A 19400-nucleotide genomic window follows, 5' to 3' on the forward strand; every position below is an offset into this window, starting at 1 on the left:
AGCCAGAGACGTTTCACCTCCTTTTTCGGCTCTGCGCTGATCTGTCGTTCTCTTATTTCAACTTGCGACAGGCACCAGCACCGCATCATTTAACGCCGAATACACTATATCGTTTGCCCGGAGAGGACGATCACTGTAAAAACAAACCCGATTGCCGTGCAACTCGCCCACCACTTCAAACCGATCATCCAGAAACAGACAATCCTTCACCTCTATCTCGACCTGCGCCTCATTCGGTTGTTGCACTAACGTGAAGGCCGTTCTTGGCACCAGCCACATTCCTTCCGCACGATTGAGTAGCTTACCGTCGATTAGGTTTCCTGCATTGAGGAACTCACTCGCCCAGCGGCTGACGGGCTTTTGAAAGAGCGTCACCGGATCCGACAGTTGGTGAATGACACCGTCTTTCATCAGCGCAATTCGGTCAGACAAAAGTTGCGCTTCCTTGCGATCGTGCGTCACGTTGATACAGGTGATCCCGCGTTGGCTGGTCAACTGGCGGATCTCCAGCCCCAGTTCTTCACGTAAATTGGCATCCAGATTCGACAGCGGCTCATCCATCAAAATGATCGCTGGTGACGCCGCGAGAGCGCGGGCAATAGAGACGCGCTGCTTTTGCCCGCCAGACAGTTTTTCCGGTAACTTGGTCTCATGGCCGGATAACTTAACCAATTGCAATACGTCTGCAACCTGCTGTTGAATAAGGTGTTTCGGTTGTTTTTTCAGTACCAGCGGAAAGGCAATGTTGTCGTAGACCGTCATGTGAGGCCATAAGCCGTAATCCTGAAACACGTACCCTAGCCCACGCTGTGATACAGGGAGCTGATGTTGATTTAGAGTGTCAACATAAACGGACTCAGGTGTCACGACACTACCACTATCTGGCCTTTCCAGACCGGCAATGATACGCAACAGCGTGGTTTTCCCACACCCCGACGGCCCCAATAAGGTCAGGAACTCACCTTGACGAATGTCCAGGTTGATGTCATTCAGGATGCGCTTCGACTCGAACGATTTCGAGATTTGACTGATTTTTATGGCGTTCATGGTGTATATCTTTTTACTATTCCCTGCCCGAGTGCGATGAGTGCACCGGACACCAGAATCACAACCAGGCTCATCGCCATGCCGGCGCTCACTGAGCCCTGGTCGAACTGGTTAAATACATAAGTGGCAACGGTTTCCGTTCCGGCCGGTGCCAGCATCAATGACGCCACCAGCTCCCGGGTTGAGATCGCAAAAACGATGCATCCGGAGGCGACCATAATAGGCACCATCAAAGGCAATAAAACGCGGCGAACGATATGCAAAATGTCGGCTCCGTAAATCGCCGCAGACTCATCCAGAGAAAATGGCTGCTGACGCAGCGCACTGGTGATCATCCGGATTGGATAGGGCAACATCAGGCAAACGTAGGCAAGCAACAAGATCATTATTGTGTTGTACGGCGTGACGGGCAGATACTGCTGATTCCAGGTGAGAATTAACCCGACCGATAAAGCCATCGCCGGTACCGCATTGGGCATTAGAGACAACACATCGAGGACGCTTTTCCCCCTGGGCTTCAATCGAATCAGAGTAAACGCAACCAGCAGCCCCAGCACCGCGGCAATCAACGCCGTCATCGCCGCCAGCCCGAGGCTGGTGTATATGGCTTCTACGGCGCCATTGCCCGACGTGAACAGATCCGCATAAGCGGACAACGTCAGGTTGTCCCAGCTCAGTCCGTGAGACACGGTACTCATCAACGACGCCGCCACAACTGAAAACAGCGGCAGAATCACCGCAAATACCGCGACCAAAGTAAACAACAGATGCGCTACCAGACATGCGCCACGCGAACTGTTTGCTGCCGAGGTGATCGTCTGGGCATCAAGACTGGCAGCGTATTTACGATTCACCACCAGTTGAAGCAGGTAAGCTGACACCGCTATCGCGATCAGGATCAGCGACAACACCGAAGCTCCGGGTAAATCAATCGGCCAGTCGGTCAGCTTCTCTTCAATGGCTGTGACCATAACTTCAAAGCCGAAGCGGCTGCCTAAAATATCTGGCGTCCCGAACTCCTCGACTGATAACACAAACACAATCAGTCCGCTGGCGAGTAATGTCGGCATCATCAATGGCAATAAAATGCGACAGGCTAAGTCCAAACGCCCGGCCCCATAAATTCGTGCCACATCATTGTAACGTTGACCAATCACCCGCAGTGCATTGCTGGCAGAAAAATACACCAGCGGAAACAGGTGCATCGTCATCACAAATACCACGCCACTGAAAGAAAACAGAAAGGCCGAAAAATCCACACCAGTCCAGCGATACCAAACGCCATTGAACTGAAACATCTGAATCCAGGCCATGGAAGCGATATAAGGAGGAATCAAAAATGGCACCAGCAACATCACATCCCAGAAGCGCCCGGCAGTCACGCTCATTTTATTACGCACATAAGCCAGAACCACAGCGACAGCGATGGAAAGCAGCGTCACGCAGGTCGCTAACCGAATGGAATTGAACGTAGCATCAATGAGAGCGGGGTCGCTGAGTTGAGGATAAAGATTGCTAAATGGTGCGCGAAACGATCCTTCATTGAAATGCGGGAATATCGCAAACAAGATCACCGATAACACTGGCAGACCAATAATAATCAACAACGACACCACAGAAAATGCATTAAAGGCCAGAGGAAGGCGCCCTCCTCTGGCATTCGCGTACAACGACATACAATCAATGACCCATGATCTGCGCGAACTTGTCTTTGGTCTGTTTGGCTTTTTCCGCTGCTGCAGTGGCGTCAAACTGGATCAGATTGAGTTCGGCATAGCCCGGGCGCTGTGCCGCAATGTCTGTTCTGGCAGGAAGAATTAAAGTATCGGCCACCAGCGTTTGCCCTTCGTCTGACAAGACATAATCGACAAACTTTTTCGCCAACGCCTCATGTTGGGTGGATTTCAAGATCATCATCGGACGCGGAGCCAGGACCGTGCCGTCTTCCGGGTAAATCACTTCCAATGTTTCACCTTTGGCTTTTAATCCGAGACCGATGTAATCCACCGCCCCAAAAACCGCCGATTTCGCGCCCTGCAACACTGGATTGAGTGCCGCTTTGTTTGGCCCGGGGATCAGCACGTCGTTTGCCTTCAGCTCCGCAAACAATTGCCAGGCTGACTCACCCATTTGGTCCGCAAGACCTTCCACCAAAGTTAGTGCAGACCCTGATTTACTCGGGTCTGGCATGGTCACTTTGTTCTTGTATTCTGGCTTGGTCAGATCGGCCCAGCGTTTAGGCACCGGCAACTGACTTTGCGTGTTGTAAGCAATGGCCAGCACCGCCGTACCTTGCGCCGTGTACGTCGCGGTTTTCAGGAAATCCGGCACCTTAGCGGCGTTTGGTGACTGGTACGTAAGTAATTCACCTGCGTTGTCCAGCGTAATGGCATGACCCAGTGACGACGAAATCATGACATCGACATGCGGATTGGCTTTTTCTGCCTGGTAACGGGACATGATTTTACCGCCGGTGGCCTGATACAGGTCAACTTTCGCACCACTTTGCCGTTCAAAGCCCTGAATCAGCTCGTTGGATAACCCTTTGGGGCCCGCCGAATAAACCGTCAGCGTTTCTGCGTGAACACCTGAACCTAAAAGTAGTGTGGCCGACAACAAATATGCGAATTTCATCTTTCCCTCTGAAAATACTCTCATCAATAAGAGTCCATATCTTGCGCCGGATATATGTCGAAATCATGACAAGCCGATGAACCAGAATCGTTTAAATTAAGGCGTCAATGATGCTACTCGATATTAAAAACTTAGGGAAAGCCTTGCTGAAAAATAAAAAACGCCACCGAAAGGTAGCGCTTTAAATTCATACTTTGGTTTACTTTTTTGCGATGTTAATTTACTGACCGCTGCAAAACTGAGCATCGTATTGATAAACAAATTGCGTCTTCGTTATCCCTTCCAGCTTCACCCAGTCAGACATCTTGCCCATCGCAAGAAATGCTTGCTGAGCACGCTGAACTACTTTGGGCGTATACTCACCCTGATTGTCAGCGTAATCAAACGAGGCTTCCGCAATAACAGGTTTGCTGCCTGGCAGCGGAGCAGGATTGTCATACCACAGGCTCACCACCAAATCCGCATCAAACTGACCGAGATCGATTTCCTGTCCTTTGTAGCGGCGCTCATACATCGTAATGTTGCCGACCCGGTTCAGTGGCGTATCTGCATCAATCACGCCATATTTTGCAGCAAAGCCGGGAAAGTCATCATAGATGTCATCGATCTTATTAATGTTTTTTCCGTAACCCGATATCTTGGTGGAATGCGAAACCTTAATTGAGATATCGTCATCAGAGCCGAGCAACAGGTCATCTTCTAGTTTGCTTTCGGCCTTACTTCGGTTTGAGGCCAAATCCTCGTACGCACTGATAAACCGATCTGACGAGCGAAATTTCAGAGCGGCGTCTCGGTCATTGGCGTCATAGCGACTGACGCGATCCCGAAACGAATAGCCAAGCGTGCGCAAAGTACAGGCATTGGGTACATCCCAATAAGAGACAAAACGTTCTTTGTCCAGTGAGGCATTCCCCGATACATTGCGGTTGATTGCTTGTGAAATTACACTCGCCAGTTGTACGGTATAATTGGCAACGTCGCTCGCTTCACTCTGATAAGTAAACTTATCGGTATCGAGCAATAATTTGTATTCCCGGGAGGTGATATCCGTCGAAGCGTGTGCGGCATTAATGATAAAAAGCGCGGATAACGATGCGATCCATTGATATTTCATCTGTTCTTCCTGTTATTTATTTCCGGAAAACAAACTGTAAAAAAGAATATTGACAGCTCAGTGACAACAATAATAACAGGATTTATTATCACGTAATTCAGGGGAAATCCAATAGTGACCTAATACCCTACTCCACCACCCAAAAGCCGACCGTCTGGCCGGCGATCGCCATTTACTCTTCGAGTAGTTCCGTCAAAATTTGTTTGTAGACCTCAACCGGCTGAGCACCGCTGATCGCACTGCTGCGATTGAACACCACAGTCGGAACAGACGTAATGCCAAGCTCACGCCAGCTCTGTGCGTTCCCTTCAACAGCCGCTCTTACTGCGACATCGTCCAGCCTCTGCATTGCGTCATCGGCATTGAGCCCCACCGCCTGAAGTTCCCTGACTAGGGTTTCACGATCGGCAACATTTTTGCGCTCGGCAAAAAAGGCATTGAATAAACGTAGTTTGAGCTCCGTTTGTTTGCCCTGTTCTTTAGCGTACTGCAATAAGATGTGTGCTTCGCGGGTATCGTACGTGCGCATCTCTTCAAAATAATCGAACTGAAATCCTACCTCGGCGCCCAAACGTGTCAGGTTCTCTCGGGCCTGTACGCTTTCCTGCGCTGTGGTACCGTATTTTTTCGCCAGGTGTTCACGCAGGTTTTCACCCTCTGGTGGTAGATGCGGATTGAGTTCAAACGGTTGCCACTCGATGGAGATTTGCTCTTCGATGCCGAGCTCCTGAATTGCCTGCTCCAGGCGCTTGTAGCCGATGATGCACCAAGGGCACACTACGTCCGAAACAATATCGAGCTGAATTTTATTCGCCATACTTTACCTTACTTAGGGGTTATGTGGTTTATTATGGTAACCTTTACGTTAGTTTCAACCAGTTTACTTTTTGTAACCTGAAAATCAGGAACCCAACAGCATGAAAAGTGACATCCAGGTCGACAGTCGCGGGCGAAAATCTGTCGTTAACGCCTGTAGCGAGCCCTGTGCCATTGAGAAGGGAATGCGTCTGATTGGCGGTAAATGGAAAGGATCAATCATCTATCACCTTAAAGACGGACCGGTTCGGTTTAACGATATGGCTCGAATGCTCGGTGGTGCGAGTAAAAAGATGGTGGATCAAAGGCTTAAAGAGCTGGAAAGTGAAGGGATGGTGCTGCGTAAAGTGATCAGTGAACGCCCTATCGCCGTCAGCTACGAGCTGACCGACTTCGGGCGCAGTGCACTGAAAATTCTCGATGATCTGCGTGTCTGGTCCGAAGCCCATCAAATCAAAATTCGCCAGTCCAACCAGCGTCGCGATGGCTGATCGCGTTTAGCGCATTTCAAACAACTCATGGTGGAAACGACGAGCGTCAAACCCTTGCTCTTGCAAGCCTCGGCGCAGTGAATCTGCAAACATCGCCGGGCCGCAAAACCACACATTGCGCTTGAGCAATCCCGACACTTCCCGCTGCAATCGCTCTGCGGTCAGACGAGCATCGCTCCGGCTGTCGAGCACGCGTAACGTCACATTCGCCAGACGCGCACTGTGATGCAATTCCTCAATCAAGCTCGGATCCGGACACGCAGTGCAGTAGTACATGATGGTCGGATAACTCGATGGATGATTCACTCGCTCCTCAAGAATAGATTTAAATGCGGCAATACCTACCCCTCCGGCAATCCACAAAGCCGGCCCTTCATCAGTGAATGCAAACTCACCATACGGGCCTTCAACCGTCACTTCGTCACCAGCGCTCAGGCGGCCATTCAAACCGCAGGTGAAATCCCCCAGCGCTTTGATCATAAACTGCAACTGATGCGAACCGTCATCATAAGACGCAATAGTAAATGGGTGTGCTTCATGTCCCTGGCAGCGCAAATAGGCAAACTGTCCGCTTTGATGCCCTTTCCATTCGGGAACATCAATCACCAAGTGGGTCACCTTATTACACTCATGGTAAGTCACTTCACGCACTATGCCTGGGTACCGGCGCGCACGGCCAATGCGATTGCTCAGGCTCCAGAGTGCCGCAAGCACGCCCACCAGACACATTCCAATCACAAGCAACGCTACGGGCTCTTGCCAGTAGTTTCGCTTAATCAATACGACGGAGTGAAAACCGATCGCGAGAAAGCATACCGCCATCAATTTATGAGACCACTTGAATCCTTTGTATTTAACGATTTTGCTGAGTGAGATAAGCGCCAGTACCAACAGCAGGTAAAACGCCAACTCTCCGACCGATTTAGCCTCGCTGTGCCAGGGAGCCACCAGCGCGAACCAGGAATCAGGGTCTGGCGGGATATGATTTTTAACGGGTTTGCTGAGTAGCCCCCACGATACAAGGTATTTAGGGACTTTGATGATAAGCCAGTGCACAATCGCGGTGGTGACAGCGCCAATCCCTAACCATTTGTGCCAGCGATACGACTTGTCCAGGCCATGCGTCAACTTCTCTACCCAAGGCAGACGCAACGCAAGCAACATGACCATCACCATCAGCGTGACTGACAGTATGCCACTCAGTTGGATCAGTGCGGCCCGAACCTGAAAGAAACTTCCCGAGATCAGAACGGCACTGTCAGCTGACCACCAAAACGCCGTCACCATCAACAGCACCGCCGCGGCTAAACCATAAAGTTTACGCATGTTCACCACTCCACAAATTCAGACACCATTATCGTATAACGTGCTGCGTAAAATGGCGTCAAAAGTCAGTAAAGGTATGTAAAGTCGTTTAAGGAGAGCAGCGTTGGAAATACGGAGCGATCAATCCGCCCCGTTCAGAGGAACATCAGACGGCCTGTGCGTCAAAACGTTCACGTGGCTCAACCAACTCCTGTTGCGCCGCAATAGTCTGAAGCTCCCACTCACCACGTTGGTGTGTCTCTTTCAACACGGCGTAACAGGCGTTATGCGCATGTTCAAATGCCTGCTTAGGAGACAATCCTTTTAACAACGCCCCGGTAAACAACGCAGAGATCAAATCGCCAACACCCACCGGTTGCTTATCAAATGGCAGATGCGGACGCTGAGCAATAAAGCACCCTTCTTGCGTGGCAAGCATCATAGTGAATTGCTGCTCGGAAACCGAGTGTAAATGCTTCACCAGTACCACGCTTGGCCCCTTTTCAAGTGCTTTACGACACGCCGTCACCGCATCATCAAGATGACGGATCTCAATATCAACAAACTGACTCAGTTCAAACTGATTCGGCACAATCACATCGGCCATCGGCATAACATCATTAATCAGGTGTTCTGCAATGCCCGGTGCCACTATGCACCCTTTATCGGGCGCTCCCATAACCGGATCACACACGTAAAGCGCATCGGGGTTGGCGGCTTTTACTTGCTTGACCGTATCCATAATCGCCAGACACTGCTCTGCACTCCCCTGATAACCAGAGAGTACGGCCAGACAATGCTCTAACTGACCGATGTTCTGCATCCCATTCACCAGGGTATTAATGTCTTGCGCCGAGAACGCCTGTCCGGTCCAGCCTTGCTGGTATTGAGTGTGATTGGAAAATTGAACCGTGTGGATTGGCCACACTTCGAAACCCATGCGTTGTAACGGAAAGACGGCGGAACTGTTGCCCGCGTGACCGTAAACCACATGCGACTGGATTGAGAGAATGCCTTTCATCGAAGCGCCTAACTGTATTCGTAAAGGTCAGTACTTTACTCTCTGGCACGCAATAATCGTAGTGCTTTTGATGAAATCGTTATTTTCATTTATTGAGGCGTGAGATGGATCAGGTTCAACCCGACAAGCCCGCGGGCTGAACCCTAGACAGCTATAAGCTCATAATTTTCTTGAACTCTTCTTCGGAATATTTCTTCTCGGTACTTTTGGTCATGTCGGTCAGCATTTTGTAGCGTAACTCAGTCGCAAGCGACAAGGTGCGCTGCAATTGTCCAAACGAGTAATCCGCCGCCATGCTCATGGCTGCCTGCTTGTCTGTACGGTAGAGTGATTTTAAAGTCATATCCAGATTACTGACCTGTTGATACAGCTTGGTTTCCTCTTCACCCCAGGTGCGGTGTAGCATAGGCAGATATTTGTCCGGATTAGCAGAGGCCAACGCCGTCAGGCTACGAAACTGCCAATAGGCCGATTGATCAGAATATGTGTCACTGCCCACCTGGTAAGCATGCGGATAATTGTGCAAGGTGGAATACAGAGGCACCAACACCGACTCCGGCAGGACACCAAAACTCTGCCAAATCAACCCCTGCAACTCTTGTGGCATCTCTTTACGCAGTTGGATGACGTGCGATTCAAGCTGGCGCTCTACGCGCATTGGCCGCTCAGCCTTACCTTCCAGTTCCGTCCCCTGATAAGTGGCACTCAAGACATCCGCTACCGCAGCTACCGAGATTTTCTTATCCGGTTTCATGAAGAGCGGATACTGCGATTGACGGGGTAACTGAGTGCGGGAGGTTGTGAGCATCTTCTGACCCAGCCACTCGCGATCAGTGTTGTACACGTCGCCAACGACACCAAATGCCTTGGCAAAATTGAATGACTTGGCATCCGGATTTTTCAGTAACTGATGTTGCTTCACAAACGCCAACAAACCTTTCGAATGCAGGACATCGGCGCCGTTGAGATCAACACCATGTACACGCAAACCATTTGCAATCATGGCGTAACTGTCATCCGGCACCTTTACTGCTATCCAGTGGTGGCCCGAGCCAATTTCAAACAGCCACGCCTGATCCACATCCGCGATGTACAGGCTGTTGCCTTCACCTGCGCCAAACTCTTCGATATATCCCCCGAGTAAGGCCACCGCTTCCCGAGCTGTTTTAGCCTGAGGTAGGATCAAGCTTGGAATCACGGCTTCGATAACACCATTTTCAACCAACGGATCAGCTTTTTGTGCGCGCTCATTTACCTCGGCACTGGTGGTCGCAGAAATGGCGACATTAAACTGGTTGATGCCCCGCTCTTCATAGTATTTACCCGCGCTGTCCACGGTGTTCGCATCCCAGTCAGGAATGGCAGAATAGGCATAGAATGTTTCCGGCATAGGGACAGTCAGCCCATTGCCCAATGTCCAGTTTCCCGGCTCATTTTGCTGTGCGGGGCGGTAAACCAGATATTTATTCCAGTTATTCACCCCGAAATCTTCATTGCGGGCAATCATAATGCTGCCGTCCGCCGATGCCCCTTTACCCACAATCAGCCCGGTGCAGGCGATCGCGTTCGCACTAAGTGCTGCCGTTACCGCAGCAGAAAGTAAACTCACAGACCATTTCTTCATTGTTGCTCTCCATAAGCTGGATTAACTTTGAATGTTTATTCAATGAGTGTTGTGTATGCGATTGATTATGTAGTTATTTTTGGTAAGTAACGCGAGAGAGTCTAACCAGTCAGGAAAGGAACGGCTGGAAGAACGATCACATCACCAGCCGATAAATTGATAACAAGCATTTTAGATTAAAAACTGTGAGCGCTATTCCACGTCTTGATTGCCGCTTGACCGGCTTCGACACCGTTTTGATACGCCTGTTGTAGGGATTTAGTATCACGGCTCAACCTTTTGAGCTGGAAACTATCCGGCGGACATATCTGCACGATCTCCACACCGTGAGGCGGATTTTCGATGAGCTCCACGGCTTGGTTGTAGCGAATGTCCCGTGTCAACATGGGTTCAATCAAAGCAGGGGTATGACGCAGTAAATGACGCATCAAACCGGGAAATTTCGCTGGAGACTTGCGATATGCCGACGGACGGCTGCGCAGCACCATAATCCGCTTGGCTCCCCGACGAATGGCTTCAGCAACCGGAATCGCATCAGCAACGCCACCGTCAACGTACGGCACGCCGCCGAGTAACACTCCGCGACGGTAAGCGATTGGTACAGCGCTGCTGGCTTTCATCGTTTCAGCCAGCAACGCAAGCTCCGGCGTGTGGTACTCTGCAGCGCCCGTATCCTGCCGCGTTACTCCCAGAAAAAACGGCCGCGACTCCTGTTTGAGGGTGTGCATGTCTATCCCCAGCTCGGCCAGAGTCACCGTCCACATCCAGTCCAGATCCATTAAATCACCACCGCGCAGAAACTGCCCGGGGCGGACAAATTCACGGCGACAACTGTAGTCGGTATAAATTTTCAGGTTTCGCCCCGGCATATTGGCCAGATAGGCCGCAAGATTACTGGCGCCAGCCGATACTCCCCAAAAACTGTCAAACGGAGAAAAATCCTGCGCTAAGAAGCTATCCAGCACGCCACACGAGAAAACACCTCGCATCGCGCCGCCTTCCACAATGAGTGCATTTGGGCCAATTTGCTGTGTCATTTGAGTTCCGAATCCGTAGAGTCAAAACACTAGCCTACCGCAAATACCACGGCTAACCAATTCTCGTTCACAGTTTCCAGCTAAAACGTACGTTGTAAACGTCTGATTTTTCGCCGGTATTAATATTGTCATCACCAAACGGAACAGCGTATTCAAGCGCTATATTAAAATCGCTGCCACGCCCGAGTTCTACCCCCAGCGCATAAGAACTTAAATCATGCTCCAGCGGCAGTGTATTGAATTCAGTGTGCGCCGTATCCACCACCACATATGGTTTAATAAAATAACGGTTAAGCCCATAGTTATAGAGCAGCTTTAATTCCGCCCCGTAGCCTTTATCGCCCTCAGCCTGACCTTCCGGATACCCACGGCCATAGAATTGACCGCCATACGTCACACGCTCCGAACTGACCAGTTCATCATCGGTGTAAACACCGTTGGCTTTTACGATTGCGCTAAAGTCCTGAAGAATTTGATAAGACGACGCTAGGCTGGCTTCAAATATCGTGAAGTCCATGTCCTGACTCAACTGGCGGGTTCCGTTACTGTCGGAAATATCGTTGCGACGCCCACCCAGATCCACCCCTTGTTTGACCCGTACATCACCAAACAAAGAGAGCGACTGCCATTTGCGATAGTAGTTCGTGTTGAGCGCCAGTGACGAATATCGGGTATGCTGGCGAGTCTTACCTAACATGGTGTTCAGGTAAGACAACTCGTAGTCATTTTTCTCGTCAGTATGATAAATACCACCACCCACTTTCCAGCGCTGATTGACGGTCAACCAGATCGGGTATTCGAGAGTATATTGATAGCGATCACGCGTTTTATCCTGATCCACATCGACATACAGGTTTCCTACCGGCAAACGGCTGTCAGACGTGTCTTCATAGCGGCTCCACTGGAACCGTCCGACCAAACCAGAATCCAACCAGTTGTTGTCCATTCCCACCGCATAATAACGTTCGTCATCCCCATCCAGCGGGACCAACCCCGAAACACTGAACTGCTCAAAGAAGCCATTCAACGATTTCAACTTCAAAGACACGTATAAGTTGTCGTCGTCATGCTCCTGCTTGCTGAACGACACACCAGGTTCGACCCATTCTCGTTCTTTCACTTCAACGCGAATAGAGGTCGCCCCCGACAAAGTTTTTGGCCTCGGTAAACCAATATTGAACGTATAGCCCGGGATCTGCCCAAGCAAGAGCACTGCCCGCTCCAGTGTATCTCGGGTTAACGGCTTTTCGTTTTTCAACGGAGCCAAGATTGCATTCACGCGCTGACGAATGCTGTCCTGCTCTATCTGCACTTCTTCACGTGCAATGTGTCCTTCGATCAAGGTAATGGTCAATTGCCCATCCGCAGAAAAACCCTTTTTGGTGACTGTCGCAAACGAGAGCGGATAACCTTTGTCCTGATACAACTGGGTGATCGCCTGCACCGTAGTGGTCACCAGCTCAACCGAATACGCCTGATTAATCAGCGGGCTCACTTGCTGACTGAGTTCATCCAGACCAATCACCGTGCCACCCGCAAAATGAATGGAGCGTATGACCTGAGCTTGTTCGGTCGCAACCGGGGATTCGACGGGTTCGATATCTAACTGAGTTTTGGAAACTCCGACTGCGTCGGGGATGGATTTAGGTTGGGTAATCAGAGGGGGGTCTTTGGCCTGGCTAACACCACTGACACCAAAGAAGAGCGCCGGTGCGGCTAGCACGGCAACAATATTCGATTTCTTCATTCACGCTCCCTGCGAAAAAGGTAACATGAGGCAGCCCTAGAGTGCTGCCAACATGTTACCGGACTCCCTCACTACGCGTTTACCGCGCCAGCGAGCCACTTCTTGTCATTCTTATCCTTACAACAGCTTACCAAGCAATGGATCCAGTACCTGGTTGTCAACGCTGTCGAGTAAGCCTGCTTCTTCCGTTTCAGACTCGGTTTGCAGTACCGAATTCAGTGTTTCGTTGAGCACACTGGTTTGCTCACTGTCACCCAACAGAGAATCATTCACTCCGTTCAATAGATCAGCTGTGTTATCCACTAAACCGGAAGACTCTCCCGACTCCGTACCGAGTGTTGTTGTTCCGGCCACCAGACTGGACGTCACTTGCGAAATGGTATCCCCCCCCAGCGCATCGGTATTGAGCACATCACCACTGAGCAACCCGGATGTGTTCAAGAGTGATCCCAGATCTTGTGTCAATATGGTCTGGTTACCATCCACTTCGGTCAGCACACCCGTAACGGACGCCAGTGTCGAATCGCCGTCCAACACCTGCTGACCATCAAGTGAGCCGGTATTAGATAGTTGAGTGTCTAAGGTAGATAAAGTGCTGGTCAGAATGCTGTTTGTATTGTCTGAAGATTCATCCATCATCAAGGCAGTCAATCCATTGTCACCGATAAACACGGTCCCCAACCCGTCCACATAACCTTCCGGATTGGACAGCAGGGCCTGAGTCCCCTCAACCAGATTGTTTCCGGTCAGGAATACAAACTGAGGGCCATTTTCTTGCAGATCATCCGTGTCCTGAAACAAGACTAGCGCATTGCCTTTCAGATCTATCATTCCGTTCGTTTCTGTCACCAATGGTGCCGTCACCGCAGACAACGTCGCCGCAAGGTTATACAAACCACCATTTTCATCTGCCACATGGAACTGCAGCGTATCGCCAACCTGTTCCAACGTGCCACCCAGTTCAGAGACTGTGCCGCCTGCGTAAGTCAGGATACCGGTTTGGTCGTTCAGTTGAACAAAGACCGGTAACGCATCTAACTGAGCAATGGCATCACCGGCGGACACCACCGTGGTTCCGGTTTGTGCCAGAGCGCCAGTGGCTCCTTCAAGTGTGGTGTTAAGGTAATTTCCGTCAAGCGAAGCGGGATCCAATGGCAAGCCACTGCCTAGTTCTGTTACCACCCCCCCAAGGTTCACCAACACGTCGCCGGAACCTGTCGTTATCGAATCGGCATAATCCGGCAGATCGCCCTGACTAATCACGTTGCCAACATCTGTCACCAAATTACCGTCTTCTTCAGCCACATCATCATTGACGTTATTGTCATCTTGTTTCGCATCATCATCCGTTGCAGAGGCGACGCTGTTTACATCGGAGCCACCACCGCCACCAGATGCAGAACCGGATCCGGAACCACTGCAGCCAGCGACGGAGAGAAACAGCGTGAGCAGTAGTGCCACGCCAGTTAATGAGGTTGAATTATCCATTGCTTGTTCTCCTTGCGCACACATGAACCGATCGAATCCCTAACCGCCCTCAGGTTGTGGCTTCATCAGTTTTTGGTCATTGCAAAAGTAAGCTAGGAGGCGATTGAACGAGTATCAAATATTAATGAGATGAATATTAATTAGCAGTTGGCGTGCCAGACGCCCGGGAGGTTATTGGTCTCGGTCTCAACTCCCTATCACCCCTTGCCATTGGTGGCGCTGAGCCAGCTGATTCAATATTTCAATATCGCGTTGCGTTTCGCTCTGTAGCCAAAGCAACAAGTCGTCGATCACCGGTGAAGGTTGGCGGTAGTGACAAAAGTATCGCCAGGCACTGTATTCGACATGGGTTCCTTCCGGACATTGTAAATACCCTTCATGTAATTCCGGCAAAACCAGCAATAAATCAGTCACCGTCACCCCTTGCCCGGACAAACACGCACTGAGTGCCAGGTCCAACGTGTAGAAGGTAGTCTCGCGGACCCGACTCGCTTTTCCTGCCTGGTTTTTCTCCAGCCACAATCGCCAGTCTTCATGATCTAAGGTTGAGTGGAGGCGCGGCAAAGTTAATATCGAATCGGTGTTGAACGTATCATCCAGTAAACTGGACGCACACACCGGTGCCATATACTCTTCGCGCAAAAAAATCATCCCAGGCTCTTTGCCATAACGATCTTTTAGCCGGGTGCTGAAAATCAGCAAATCATAATCGCTGGAATGAAGGCTGGACTCTTCGTCAATCGTCGGCACTATCACGATTTCATAATCCGGATAACGGTCATTCAAAATTCGCACTTTAGGCATTAAAACACGAGTCGTATAACTCAACGCGGCTTTTATGACGATGCGCTTTCGCTGTGGCGCTTTCCAGGACGCCACCAACGTTTCAACGGCCTGATAGTTCTTGCGCAAAGTGTTGCTTAATGCCAACCCTTGCTCGGTCAATGTGATAGCGCGATGTTTACGCACGACTAAAGATGCGCCCAGATCATCCTAAAGTTGCTTAACCTGGCGACTGACCGCACTCTGAGTCACGTTCAGCTCATTAGCAGCAAGAGTAAAACTCATCAGCCTGGCCACCGCCTCAAACGCTTTCAGTCCATTGTGTGAATAGGGAAGATTCGGATACGGTGTCATTCGTTTTTTCACATGAGTTCAAGGAATACCAGATTGGCATAAAAGTCATTTGAACACCAGCCCGTAAGCCCTTACCTTTACCTCAAACAATAATGAGGCTGTTATGAAAAAAATTCTGTCGCTGGCATTTCCACTGATTATCTCGCAAATGATCTCCATGGCTCTGGTGCTGACTGATGTGTGGATGATGTCCAAACTGAGTGTGTCAGCACTCGCGGCTGGCGGCCTCGGCGCATCTATTTACTCATTCGTGTTTATTGTCGCAGGCAGTACTGTCGGTTGTGTCGCTAACCTGATCGCCATCGCGTATGGTCAGCGAATTGCACGCCCGGAGTTTGGTAACCAACAAATACGTCTGGCAGTGAAAGGCGCCGTGTTGCTTTCCGTCATTCTCACTGTTCTTCTGACGATCAGTTTTTTGTACGTACCAAACTTACTGGCGCTGGCGCATCAGCCTGACGCCATCATTGATTCAGCGATGATTTACGTTAATGCCTTGAAATGGGCTATGTTGCCCTCGCTGTTACTTCTGGTATTGCGCGGGCTCACCAGCGCGTTGGGAAATGTGCGCTCGATTATGGTGATGTCGGTACTGACGGTGATCCTCAACGTTCCAATCAGCTACGTGCTGGCATTTCCTCTCGGTTTAGGGCTCAGTGGCCTCGGGGCAGGAACTACCCTGGCCGCACTGACGGTCATGATCGGATACGCAGTTTGGGTATTCAAGCGTCCCGAATACCAACAATTTGCCCCATGGCGAAATGTTAACGAGTATTCATTGTCATTGATGACTCCTCTGCTCACCATGGGACTTCCAATCGCTCTGGCGGCACTGCTGGAGCATGGGCTGATCTACGGTGGCACACTCATGGCAGGCGCCATCGGTGTGGTGGCTTTAGCGTTGCACCAAATTCTCCTGCAATGTCTGAGTTTTACCTGGAATATCAATTTTGGTTTTTCTCAGGCCGCAGCCATACTGGTTGGTCGCGACTTTGGCGCAGAAGATTATGCCGGTATCAAACAAACCGCCTCACGCAGTTTCTGGCTGGTAACCGTTATGAGCGTGGTCATGGCGGGCGCTTTTATTGCCTGGCCAAACGTGATTGCTGATATGTTCCAGCTTGATCAGGGTGAAGGCGGTATGACTGAACTGCTGTACGCGGTGATCTGGGTGGTCGCTCTGTCGTTCATCGTCGATGCCTGGCAGCTTCTCGCAATCAACCTGTTGCGTGGTATGAAGATTGTCATCGCCCCCACAGTAATGACCGCCATCGGTTATTGGGTATTCGGCCTTCCTGCTGCCTGGTGGCTAATGGAGCGCTATGGTTTGGGCGGCATCTGGGCCGGAATCGGAGTCGGATTGGGCGTCACCGGCATTTTGTTGCTCTTCCTGCTAATGAAGGCCATTCGTAAACAAAGTTACACCCTAGACAGCATCACCGTTTAAGTATTGAAACATGACGAAGTCTGCTACCATTCGCCCGGGTATTTTATGCGGGCGAATGGGCATGACCGATCTCGACATTGAACTTGAACATATTCTGCTGGAGATCCGAGCGGAACGCTGGAACCAGCTCGACCGTTTCCTGTTCCCCTACTTCTGTTTTCGTGAAGGTTACCTGACCAAACAGGGTAAACCAGACTGGGAGGCCGCACGCGCTCAGTCTCCGCGCTCGTCAAAAATTATGCAGGTGAAACACGCTTGCCTGGAGCCCTTGCTTCCCAATGAGGCCTTGATCGGAGAGCTGAAGCGTCATACCCGAGATGGCAACCTGACCCTTGCGAGCCTCAAACGAATTCTCGCTACCGCCCTGCAATATGCAGTCATCAGTAAAGAGGAAAAACAAGCCTTAAGCTCGCTTGGTTTGGCTGATGCTATGCCCCCAGAATGGTACCGCTCCGCAGAACGGACCATCCATGCCCGATTTGACGCCGCTAACATCAAGATTAACTAGTCTATACCGTCTCACTTTCTAGACCTTTTGGATTATTTATCCCTTGGGGTTGCCTTCCTTGCTGGCATTTTATTGATAAAAGACTAGATTAAAAAGTGCAACCGCATTCACTGCATTCACTCGGTGAGTACGGCCAACTGGAAGGCGTTGTTCCAGGCCTGTTTCGTCCGTACCGACATGACGTATCGTCACCGTCAGAGCACTCAGGTCAGGACATCATTAAAAGGTGTTTCCGTCATGTTTGGCTCTAAATTTATGAATCGCACGCTGATTATATTCTGCCTCACAGTGCTGTGGATTCTCCTCTTCGCCCAATCCCCCTGGATCTCCGACAGCGAGATTCAAACATTGTTTGGCTATTTGGCGGGAGCATTAAATTCAGGACTTCACCGCCTGACATCGCTGTTTATGCTGGAACATTTCGATGCTCAACAAGCGTATACCGTCGTCACCACGGATAATGACAAAACGATTCATGATGTTTGGGTGTCCATCAGCCAGTGGTTCAGTATGCTATTTGCCGGACTGGTCGACGCGTTTCATAAACTGGCAAATAGTATCTCACTCGGTGCTCGTCAGTTATCCGAATACCTTGCTCACCTGACATCCCCGTCAGAATTAACCACCCATCAGGCGGATATTCCTCCCCATCAGCACAGCATATTGCAAACCTGGTGGACCTTACCTTTCTTCTGCATTGGGATTGGTTTCCTCTATCTGACCAGTCAACGCCGGGTTAATACCTTGTCACGCATCAATGCCCAACTTAAAGCGGCGCTGGCCAAAGCCGAGGCGGCATCAAAAACCAGCCTGCAGTTTCTGGCCAATATGAGTCATGAGTTACGAACCCCGATGAACGGTGTGTTAGGGGTCTCTCAACTGGTGGAGCAGGAAACCAGTGAACTCAGTACACGAGAAAACATGCGCGTAATCCAAAGCACCGGTGACCATCTGATCACTATCGTGAACGACATCCTCGACTTCACCAAAGCGGAAAACCATAAGCTGACGCTCGAATCCACGCCGTTTACCCTGGATCAGGTCATCACACCGGTGAATGCCGCCATGACGCCTGTGGCCATGAATAAGAATCTTTGCCTGCTGATCCGTAACGATGTACCGGATTCGATCACCTTCACAGGCGATAGCACCCGACTGCGTCAAATTATTTTTAATTTGGTCGGTAACGCCGTCAAATTCACCAAACAGGGGCACGTCATGCTGCAGGCAAAACTGCTAAACGATGACGCGCACTCGCTGCAAATTACCGTTACCGATACCGGGATTGGTATCGCAGAAGAAAAACTGGACGCAATTTTCCACAGCTATCAGCAAGCGTCGTCATCAACGACCCGCGAATTCGGGGGAACAGGTCTGGGACTGGCAATCGCCAAGCGCCTGACCGAGTTAATGGATGGAGAAATAACAGTGAAAAGTACCGAAGGACTGGGATCCAGCTTTGTCATCACGATGCCGCTGCCTTTTGAAACTGAGGCTCGCGCGGGTATGGCGGCAAACTTCAATGAAACCAAGCGTTATCATGGTCGTCCGCTACGGATCCTGATTGCCGAAGACAACCGTCTGAACGGGCTTATCGCCCAAGGATTCTGTCAGCGACTGGGCCACCGAGCGGATCTGGCTGAAAATGGTCGACAAGCGGCTGATATGGCAAGAGACATCGGTTACGACGTTATTCTGATGGACAACAACATGCCGGAAATGGATGGTGTACAGACCACTCGTTACATCCGAGAACAGCTGCAGTTATCGATGCCCATCTTTGCGTACACCGCAGATGTTTATGAAGATACACTCAGTGACTTCATGCAAGCTGGCGCCGACCATATTCTTGCTAAACCGCTGCAAATGCACTGCTTTGACGAAGCGTTGAGTCAGTTCGCCGACCGATTTGATCAGGATCGCAAAGCGTCGGGTTCCTGAATTGAACCAAAACAAAAGGCGATGCCAGTGCGCATCGCCTTTT

Annotated in this window: 15 protein-coding genes and 1 pseudogene; 4 read left to right on the forward strand and 12 right to left on the reverse strand. The window is 50.5% G+C overall.

All coding sequences use genetic code 11. The features are described 5' to 3' along the window. Positions 1 to 57: 57 nt before the first annotated feature. From VPR01S_RS01345 to VPR01S_RS01365, 5 genes are all read right to left on the reverse strand, one after another. Positions 58 to 1047 carry an ABC transporter ATP-binding protein gene (locus VPR01S_RS01345; protein ID WP_021703488.1) on the reverse strand — a complete coding sequence of 330 codons (990 nt, stop codon included), beginning with the start codon at positions 1045 to 1047 and terminating at the stop codon, positions 58 to 60. After that, entirely contained in the window at positions 1044 to 2723 is a 1680-nt protein-coding gene (locus VPR01S_RS01350) for an ABC transporter permease (RefSeq protein ID WP_021703489.1), read from the reverse strand. Before VPR01S_RS01350 ends, VPR01S_RS01345 begins: the two co-directional genes overlap by 4 nt. Positions 2724 to 2727: 4 nt before the next feature. Further along, positions 2728 to 3681 (reverse strand): ABC transporter substrate-binding protein, encoded by a 954-nt coding sequence (locus tag VPR01S_RS01355; RefSeq protein WP_021703490.1) that lies wholly within the window; start codon positions 3679 to 3681, stop codon positions 2728 to 2730. A gap of 220 nt (positions 3682 to 3901) precedes the next feature. Further along, positions 3902 to 4795 (reverse strand): hypothetical protein, encoded by an 894-nt coding sequence (locus VPR01S_RS01360; RefSeq protein ID WP_021703491.1) that lies wholly within the window; start codon positions 4793 to 4795, stop codon positions 3902 to 3904. A gap of 172 nt (positions 4796 to 4967) precedes the next feature. After that, the gene (locus VPR01S_RS01365; protein ID WP_021703492.1) at positions 4968 to 5612 is read right to left on the reverse strand and encodes a DsbA family oxidoreductase; all 645 of its coding nucleotides are present in this window, start codon (positions 5610 to 5612) and stop codon (positions 4968 to 4970) included. 100 nt (positions 5613 to 5712) lie between these two features. Between VPR01S_RS01365 and VPR01S_RS01370 the strand changes: the two genes are divergently transcribed. After that, on the forward strand, positions 5713 to 6102 hold the full coding sequence (locus VPR01S_RS01370; protein ID WP_021703493.1) for a winged helix-turn-helix transcriptional regulator: 390 nt from the start codon (positions 5713 to 5715) through the stop codon (positions 6100 to 6102). Between the two features lie 6 nt (positions 6103 to 6108). Here the strand turns inward: VPR01S_RS01370 and VPR01S_RS01375 are convergent, their stop codons facing one another. The 7 genes and pseudogenes from VPR01S_RS01375 to VPR01S_RS01405 form a co-directional block, all read right to left on the reverse strand. Beyond that, positions 6109 to 7428 (reverse strand): ferredoxin reductase family protein, encoded by a 1320-nt coding sequence (locus VPR01S_RS01375; protein WP_021703494.1) that lies wholly within the window; start codon positions 7426 to 7428, stop codon positions 6109 to 6111. A 145-nt stretch (positions 7429 to 7573) separates the two neighbouring features. Then, positions 7574 to 8428 (reverse strand): pyridoxal kinase PdxY, encoded by an 855-nt coding sequence (gene pdxY / locus VPR01S_RS01380; protein WP_021703495.1) that lies wholly within the window; start codon positions 8426 to 8428, stop codon positions 7574 to 7576. Between the two features lie 151 nt (positions 8429 to 8579). Beyond that, complete coding sequence (locus tag VPR01S_RS01385; RefSeq protein ID WP_021703496.1) at positions 8580 to 10052, reverse strand: C69 family dipeptidase; 1473 nt, start codon at positions 10050 to 10052, stop codon at positions 8580 to 8582. A gap of 176 nt (positions 10053 to 10228) precedes the next feature. Beyond that, the gene (locus tag VPR01S_RS01390; RefSeq protein WP_021703497.1) at positions 10229 to 11089 is read right to left on the reverse strand and encodes a patatin-like phospholipase family protein; all 861 of its coding nucleotides are present in this window, start codon (positions 11087 to 11089) and stop codon (positions 10229 to 10231) included. 67 nt (positions 11090 to 11156) lie between these two features. Then, positions 11157 to 12836 carry a ShlB/FhaC/HecB family hemolysin secretion/activation protein gene (locus VPR01S_RS01395; protein ID WP_021703498.1) on the reverse strand — a complete coding sequence of 560 codons (1680 nt, stop codon included), beginning with the start codon at positions 12834 to 12836 and terminating at the stop codon, positions 11157 to 11159. Between the two features lie 117 nt (positions 12837 to 12953). Further along, a complete protein-coding gene (locus VPR01S_RS01400) occupies positions 12954 to 14324 on the reverse strand; it encodes a collagen-like triple helix repeat-containing protein (protein WP_021703499.1) in 1371 nt (456 codons plus the stop codon). Positions 14325 to 14510: 186 nt separating this feature from the next. Continuing rightward, positions 14511 to 15461: pseudogene (locus VPR01S_RS01405) on the reverse strand (LysR family transcriptional regulator). 103 nt (positions 15462 to 15564) lie between these two features. Here VPR01S_RS01405 and VPR01S_RS01410 point away from each other — a divergent pair. The 3 genes from VPR01S_RS01410 (at position 15565) to VPR01S_RS01420 (ending at position 19357) form a co-directional block, all read left to right on the forward strand. Continuing rightward, positions 15565 to 16908 (forward strand): MATE family efflux transporter, encoded by a 1344-nt coding sequence (locus VPR01S_RS01410; protein ID WP_021703501.1) that lies wholly within the window; start codon positions 15565 to 15567, stop codon positions 16906 to 16908. A 10-nt stretch (positions 16909 to 16918) separates the two neighbouring features. Then, positions 16919 to 17416, forward strand: a complete 498-nt coding sequence (locus tag VPR01S_RS01415) for a hypothetical protein (RefSeq protein ID WP_021703502.1) — start codon at positions 16919 to 16921, stop codon at positions 17414 to 17416. 123 nt (positions 17417 to 17539) lie between these two features. Continuing rightward, positions 17540 to 19357 carry an ATP-binding protein gene (locus tag VPR01S_RS01420; protein WP_156008613.1) on the forward strand — a complete coding sequence of 606 codons (1818 nt, stop codon included), beginning with the start codon at positions 17540 to 17542 and terminating at the stop codon, positions 19355 to 19357. Positions 19358 to 19400: the final 43 nt, after the last annotated feature.

This window comes from Vibrio proteolyticus NBRC 13287, assembly GCF_000467125.1.
In the GTDB taxonomy this organism is placed as follows: Bacteria; Pseudomonadota; Gammaproteobacteria; order Enterobacterales; family Vibrionaceae; genus Vibrio; species Vibrio proteolyticus.